The sequence below is a fragment of the Yoonia vestfoldensis SKA53 genome (assembly GCF_000152785.1).
GTDB lineage: Bacteria > Pseudomonadota > Alphaproteobacteria > Rhodobacterales > Rhodobacteraceae > Yoonia > Yoonia vestfoldensis_A.
This window is the reverse complement of sequence record NZ_CH672414.1, coordinates 208,545-215,514: the sequence shown is the minus strand read 5'-3', so window position 1 is coordinate 215,514 and position 6,970 is coordinate 208,545. Positions and strand designations below refer to the sequence as shown.

At 64.3% G+C, this 6,970-nt stretch carries 8 protein-coding genes; 7 read left to right on the top strand and 1 reads right to left on the bottom strand.

The genetic code is table 11. From position 1 onward, the window contains the following. Positions 1 to 43 precede the first annotated feature (43 nt). Positions 44 to 478 carry an FKBP-type peptidyl-prolyl cis-trans isomerase gene (locus SKA53_RS01075; protein WP_007204178.1) on the bottom strand — a complete coding sequence of 145 codons (435 nt, stop codon included), beginning with the start codon at positions 476 to 478 and terminating at the stop codon, positions 44 to 46. A 129-nt stretch (positions 479 to 607) separates the two neighbouring features. On the opposite strand from SKA53_RS01075, the gene SKA53_RS01070 reads away from it, so the two are divergent. The 7 genes from SKA53_RS01070 (at position 608) to SKA53_RS01040 (ending at position 6,966) form a co-directional block, all read left to right on the top strand. Continuing rightward, positions 608 to 1,285 carry a haloacid dehalogenase type II gene (locus SKA53_RS01070; RefSeq protein WP_007204177.1) on the top strand — a complete coding sequence of 226 codons (678 nt, stop codon included), beginning with the start codon at positions 608 to 610 and terminating at the stop codon, positions 1,283 to 1,285. Beyond that, on the top strand, positions 1,285 to 2,103 hold the full coding sequence (locus SKA53_RS01065) for an alpha/beta fold hydrolase (RefSeq protein WP_007204176.1): 819 nt from the start codon (positions 1,285 to 1,287) through the stop codon (positions 2,101 to 2,103). Before SKA53_RS01070 ends, SKA53_RS01065 begins: the two co-directional genes overlap by 1 nt. Continuing rightward, a complete protein-coding gene (locus SKA53_RS01060; protein WP_007204175.1) occupies positions 2,100 to 3,062 on the top strand; it encodes a threonine ammonia-lyase in 963 nt (320 codons plus the stop codon). The genes SKA53_RS01065 and SKA53_RS01060 overlap by 4 nt, the downstream gene beginning before the upstream one ends. After that, positions 3,062 to 3,847 (top strand): 3-oxoadipate enol-lactonase, encoded by a 786-nt coding sequence (gene pcaD, locus SKA53_RS01055; protein ID WP_007204174.1) that lies wholly within the window; start codon positions 3,062 to 3,064, stop codon positions 3,845 to 3,847. The genes SKA53_RS01060 and pcaD overlap by 1 nt, the downstream gene beginning before the upstream one ends. Before the next feature lie 2 nt (positions 3,848 to 3,849). After that, entirely contained in the window at positions 3,850 to 4,554 is a 705-nt protein-coding gene (locus tag SKA53_RS01050; protein ID WP_007204173.1) for an alpha/beta fold hydrolase, read from the top strand. Between the two features lie 42 nt (positions 4,555 to 4,596). Continuing rightward, complete coding sequence (locus tag SKA53_RS01045) at positions 4,597 to 5,814, top strand: TCR/Tet family MFS transporter (protein ID WP_040482734.1); 1,218 nt, start codon at positions 4,597 to 4,599, stop codon at positions 5,812 to 5,814. A gap of 72 nt (positions 5,815 to 5,886) precedes the next feature. Further along, positions 5,887 to 6,966 (top strand): zinc-binding dehydrogenase, encoded by a 1,080-nt coding sequence (locus SKA53_RS01040; protein WP_040482733.1) that lies wholly within the window; start codon positions 5,887 to 5,889, stop codon positions 6,964 to 6,966. Positions 6,967 to 6,970: the final 4 nt, after the last annotated feature.

Genomic DNA, 6,970 nt, shown 5'->3' with positions numbered 1-6,970 from the left:
CATACCCGCCCCGGACTTGATCCGGGGCCTCTTCTCCGGGGGCTCAGGCGGCCTTGATCGCCACGACTTCGACCGCGAAGGTCAAATCCTTGCCAGCAAGAGGATGGTTGGCATCCAGCGTCACTTCGGTCTCGGTTACGTCTGCGACAGTCACCGGCACCACCTGCCCCTGTGGGGTCTGCATCTGCAATTGTGTGCCCGGATCAAGCGGAATATCAGCCGGAATATTGTCGCGCGGCACGGCCTGCAGAGCCTCGGGATTATGCGCGCCATAAGCCTCTTCGCACGGGATCTGCACAGTTTTCTTCTCGCCCACACTCATGCCGGGGATCGCGGCATCAAGGCCCGGAATGATCTGGCCGGAGCCGATCACGAATTCCAGCGGATCGCGTCCCGCAGAGCTGTCGAATGTCACGCCGTCCTGCAGGGTGCCGGTGTAATGAATCTGGACTTTATCGCCCGCTTTAGCCTGTGTCATCGCGTCTTTCCTTTCGTTTTCTCAATAAATCGCACCCCCTACCTAGGAAGGCCGGTCCCTGATTGCAAATCGCTTTGCCTCTTTCCGCCGCCGCGCCGCCGTGCTTAGGTCGCGTGAAAGGAGGCCGCCATGCCGATTACGACCTGTGTTTTCGATGCCTATGGCACGTTGTTCGACGTGAATGCGGCGGCGGCGCAAGCCGCGGATGACCCCGATTTCCCGCGTCTTGCGGATCTGTGGCCGGCGGTTGCCCGCGACTGGCGACGCAAGCAGCTGGAATACACCTGGCTGCGCGCCGTGGCCGACCGGCATTGCGATTTCTGGCAGGTCACGCAGGACGGGCTGGATTGGGCGCTCGCGGCGCAGGGGCTGGACGATCCCGCCTTGCGCGCCCGCCTGTTGGCGCTTTATCGCCAGCTGCCAACCTATGCAGAAGTCCCCGCCATGCTGGCCGCGCTCAAGGCACGCGGGCTGACCACCGCGATCCTGTCGAACGGATCGCCCGATATGCTGAACGCCGCCGTCGCCTCGGCGGGGATCGCGCCGCAGCTTGATGCCATCCTGAGCGTCGAGACCGTGGGCGTCTTCAAACCACATGCCCGCGTTTACGATTTGGTGGGCGCCCAGTTCGGCTGCGCCAAGGATGAGGTATTGTTCGTGTCCTCCAACGGCTGGGACGCGGCGGGTGCGGCAGGTTACGGGTTTCGGACAATCTGGGTCAACCGGGCCGGTGATCCGCCCGACAGGCTGTATGCCGATCCACACCATACACTGGGCAATCTTGTCAGCATTCCGGATCTGCTCTGATGCCCCGTTTCACCACGCCTGATGGCCTGTCACTGCATTACACCGATACAGGCAACGGCCTGCCGGTGATGGCACTGGCGGGGCTGACGCGTAATGGTGCGGATTTCGACCATGTCGCACCGCATCTGCCGGTGCGCCTGATCCGGCCCGATTATCGCGGGCGCGGGCAGTCGGATTGGGCCGATCCCGCGACCTACACCATTGCGCATGAAGCCGCCGACGTGCTGGCACTGATGGATCATCTGGGGCTGGACCGCGCGGCGGTGCTTGGCACCTCGCGCGGGGGGCTGATCGCGATGCTGCTGGCCGCGACTGCCAAGGACCGGCTGATCGGGGTCGCGCTCAACGATATCGGGCCAGAGATTGCGCCCGCCGGTCTGGCTGTTATCAAAGAGTATATCGGGCGCAACCCACCGCAGAAAACCTATGCCGCAGCGGCAGAGGCGCGCGCGACACTCTGGACCGATTTCGCGCAGGTCCCGATGGACCGCTGGTTGGCCGAGGTGCGTGCGCATTACGCGCAAACCCCCGACGGGCTGGTGGTCCGCTATGACCCGCGCCTGCGCGATGCGGTGCTGGCGGCGGGTGCGCAGCCGGTGCCGGACCTGTGGCCCTTGTTCGACGCGTTTCAGGACCTGCCGCTGGCCTTGATCCGTGGCGCGAATTCCGACCTTCTGACTGTGCAGACCGCTAACGAGATGGCCCGCCGCCGCCCCGACATGATCCGCACCGACGTGCCGGGGCGCGGGCATATCCCGTTTCTGGATGAACCACAGGCGCTTTCTGCGCTCCATGCATGGCTGGAGGAAATGCAATGAATATCGAGATGATCCGCGCGGCGGCCCAAAGGCTCGCGGGCCATGCGCGGCGCACGCCGATCCTGACCTCGCCGTTTCTGGATGCCATCGCGGGGCGGCGCGTATTCGTAAAGGCCGAATGCCTGCAACATACCGGATCATTCAAGTTCCGTGGCGGCTGGTCGGCGGTATCGGCCCTGCCAGCCGAGGCCCTGCAAAAGGGTGTGATCGCCTTTTCCAGCGGCAACCATGCCCAAGGCGTGGCCTTGGCCGCGCGCAGCCATGGCGCGCCTGCGGTGATCATCATGCCCGCCGATGCACCTGCGGTGAAGATCGCCAATACCCGCGCCTTGGGGGCAGAGGTCGTGCTTTACGACCGCACGACCGAGGATCGCGATGCCATCGGTGACAGGCTGGCCGCCGCACGCGGGCTGACGCTGATCAAGCCCTATGACGAACCGCAGGTCATCGCCGGCCAAGGCAGCTGCGGGCTGGAAATCGCGGCCGAGATGACGGCCCTTGGCGTCACCCGCGCCGATGTGATGGTCTGTTGTGGCGGTGGCGGGCTGACATCCGGCATTGCGCTGGCACTGGCTGCCGATGCGCCCGGCCTGCGCACGCGCCCCGTGGAGCCCGAAGGCTTTGATGATGCGACACGGTCATTGGCCAGTGGCCGGATCGAACGCAACGCACGGCTGTCAGGCTCGCTTTGCGATGCGATCATCACGCCGCAGCCCGGCAATCTGACCTTTCCGATCATGCAGCAACATTGCGGGCCGGGCGTGGTGGTGAGTGAGGATCAGGCGTTGCAGGCGATGGCGCTGGCCTTTGACCGGCTGAAAATCGTGCTGGAACCCGGCGGTGCGGTGGCGCTGGCGGCCGCGCTGTTCCATCCTGATGCCAGCGAAGGCGATGCGGTTATCGCCGTGGCGACAGGCGGCAACGTCGATCCCGCGATCTTTGCCAAGGCGCTGGCCTGATGCAGGTGATCCGCGACGGCGTGGCGCTGGATTATGACGTGACAGGGCCGGATGACGGCCCGCCTGTGGTCTTTGCCAATGCGTTGGGAACAACACGCGCGATCTGGGATCAGGTATTGGCAGGTTTGCCCGCCGGTCTGCGGATCATCCGCTATGACATGCGCGGGCATGGCGCATCAGATGTGCCGGATGGCCCCTATAGCATGGGCCAGCTGGTCAGCGATGCCGAAGTGGTTTGCGATGCCGCAGGTGTGCGCGATGCTATGTTCGTCGGCCTGTCCGTCGGCGGGATGGTCGCCCAAGGGCTGGCGGTCAAACGCCCCGATCTGATCCGCGCGCTGGTCTTGTCCAATACCGCCGCCAAGATCGGCAATCCCAAGCTGTGGCAGGACCGGATCGACACGGTGCGCACCAAAGGATTGCCCGCCCTGTCGGACACCGTGCTGCAACGCTGGTTTGCGCGGGGGTTTTATGGCACGCCCGCGATGCAGCCGTGGCGCGCGATGCTGGAAAGCACGCCGGTTGCGGGCTATACCGGCACCTGCGCGGCCATCGCTGGCACCGATTTCTATACGCCGACCGCAGGCTTGCGCATCCCGACGCTGGGGATCGCGGGAATTGATGACGGGTCAACACCGCCCGATCTGGTGCGCGAAACGATTGATCTGGTCCCTGGGTCGCAATTCGTACTGATGCGCCGCGTGGGCCATCTGGCCTGTGTCGAAGACCCCCAAACCTATGCCGCGCATCTGGCGGATTTCATGAAAGCAGTCGGCCATGTCTGATCATGTCTGATTTCCTGCTGATCCACGGGTCCTGCCACGGGGCATGGTGCTGGGATGATCTGATCCCGCATCTGACCGCCCATGGCCACACGGCACGCGCCATCGACCTGCCGTCGCATGGGCAGGACAGCACAGCTGCGCACAAGGTGACGCTGGACCTTTACGCCAGCGCGATTGTTGCCGCGATTGACACGCCGGTCATTCTGGTGGGCCATTCCATGGCGGGCTATCCAATCACCGCCGCGGCAGGGCTGGCCCCCGATAGGATCAGCGCGCTAGTCTATCTTTGCGCCTATGTGCCGATGGCGGGCAAGTCTCTTGCGGATATGCGCCGGATGGCGCCGTCGCAGCCTTTGCTGGATGCGATCATCGTGGATGATGCGCGCGTGACCTTCAGCGTCGATCGGGCCAAGGCCGCCGAGAAATTCTATCACGATGTCCCGCCCGCTCGTGCCGCTTGGGCGATTGGCCAACTTGGCCCACAGCCGATCCTGCCACAGGAAACGCCGCTGGAGCCACGCCACACCCTGCCGCGCCATTACCTGCGCTGCACCGATGACCGCACGATCCCGCCGGCGTTTCAGTCGACGATGACCGCAGACTGGCCCGCCGGCACCGTCAGCGATTTGCCCACATCGCATTCGCCTTTCTTGTCCGATCCCGCGCTTTTGGCGCAGCATCTGGACCGGATCGCAAGGGCGCTCTGAATGACGCTTGCAAAGCCGAGCGAACCGCCTAACGCTGGGCGGATGGACAAACGCCTTCCCGTCACCTTTATTCTGATATCGGTCATGCTGGACGCGATGGGGATCGGGCTGATCCTGCCGGTGATGCCCGCCCTGATCCAAGAGATCGAAGGCACAGGGCTGGGCCAAGCCGCCGTCTGGGGTGGGGTGCTGGCCACGATATTCGCCGCGATGCAATTCCTGTTTGGCCCGACGCTGGGCAGCTTGTCGGACCGCTACGGGCGCAGGCCGGTGCTGATCATCTCGCTGGTGATCATGGCGTTGATCTATGTGCTGATGGCGCTGGCGCAGATGATCTGGCTGTTGCTGGTCGGGCGGATCATCGGCGGGATCACGGCGGCGACGCAAGCGACATCCGCGGCCTATATGGCCGATATCTCGCGCCCCGAAGAAAAGGCCGCCAATTTCGGGCTGATCGGGGCGGCCTTCGGGATGGGGTTCATCTTTGGCCCGCTGATCGGCGGGGTGCTGGCCGAATATGGCACGCGCGCGCCGTTCTGGGCGGCGGCGGTGCTGGCGGCGGCGAATTCGGTCTTTGGCTATTATGTCCTGCCCGAAACCGTGACCGACCGGATCCGCCGCCCGTTTGACTGGCGCCGCGCGAACCCTTTGGGTGCGTTGCGCAATATCGGCGCATTGCCAGGGCTGAAGCGGCTGTTGCTGATCAGCTTTGTCTATACGATCGCGTTTTTCGTCTATCCGGGCGTCTGGGCCTATTTCGGGGCTGAAAGGTTCGGCTGGGGGCCGGGGATGATCGGGCTGTCGCTGGCGGTGTTCGGGGTCGGCATCGCGGTTGTGCAGGGGCTGCTGATCCGGCCCATCATCGCGCGGATCGGCGAAAGGCGGGCGGTGATCCTTGGGCTGGGGGTTGATGTGGCGGCCTTTGTGGCACTTGGGTTTGTGAGCAATGGCTGGATCGCGCTGGCGCTGACGCCGCTGACGGCCTTGGGGTCCATCGCCGGACCGGCCTTGCAAGGGATCATGTCGCGCACGGCTGCCGACAACCAGCAAGGCGAATTGCAAGGCACGATCAGCTCGATCAACGCGGTGGCAACGATCATCGCCCCTTTGCTGGTGACGCAAACGTTTTGGTTTTTCACCGCGCCCGACGCCCCGGTCTATCTGCCCGGTGCGCCTTTCTTGCTCTCAGCCCTGCTGACCGTCAGCTGCATCGCGGTTTTCATGCAGACACCAAGGCCAAAGCGCGCCCGCGGCACATAAGGTCGGGTTCGGGGTTGCAGTCAGGCGCGCGCCGCTTCAGGCTGACGGATGAACCCGTTGACAGGACCCAACATGCCCCAGATCAAAGCCGCCGTTTGCCATGCCTTCGGCGCACCGCTGACCATCGAAACCGTCACCCTTGCCGCGCCCGAGCATGGCGAGGTCGAAGTCACATTGAAAGCCTGCGCCATCTGTCATTCCGACGTCACCTATATGGAGGGCGGCTGGGGTGGCACCCTGCCTGCGGTTTACGGCCACGAAGCGGCAGGCCATGTCACAGCCCTTGGTGCGGGCGTGCGCGGGATTGCCTTGGGCGATCCGGTGGTCGTGACGCTGATCCGGTCCTGCGGCACCTGTCCCTCTTGTGCGAGCGGTCGGCCCGTCGCCTGCGAAAGCGACATGGCCAGCGGGCCGTTGACTATGCCCGACGGTAGCCCGTTGCATCAGGCGATGCACACCGGCGGTTTTGCCGAACGCGTGGTGGTGAACCAAAGCCAGGTCGTCAAATTATCGGATACGATTGCGATGGAGGCGGCGTCCCTGCTGGCCTGCGGGGTCATCACCGGCATCGGGGCGGTGGTGAATGCCGCGCAATTGCGCGCGGGGCAGGATGTGGTCGTGATCGGGACGGGCGGTGTTGGCCTGAATGCCATCCAAGGCGCGCGGATCGCGGGCGCACGCCGGATCGTGGCGGTGGATATGACGCCGGAAAAGCTCGTCATCGCGCAGGAATTCGGGGCGACCGATACGGTGCTGGCGACCAGCGACAAACCCTGGCGCGCCGCAAAAAAGGCGATGGGGCGCGGGGCCGATGCGGTGTTCGTGACCGTGGGCGCGATCCCTGCCTATGATCAGGCACCGCATTATCTGGCCAATGGCGGCAAGGTGATCATGGTCGGCATGCCCCATTCGGGGGCCATGTCCACCTATGAGCCCGTGATGCTGGCCGCCACCGGCCAGGGCATGGTCGGGTCCAAGATGGGTGATGTCGTGATCGCGCGCGACATTCCCTGGATGGTCGATCTGTATGAACAGGGGCGGCTGAAACTGGACGAGCTGATCTCGGGGCGCTGGCGGCTTGACCAGATCAACGAAGCCATCACCGATACCAAAAGCGGCAGCGCCAAACGCAATGTGATCGTTTTCAACTGACCAA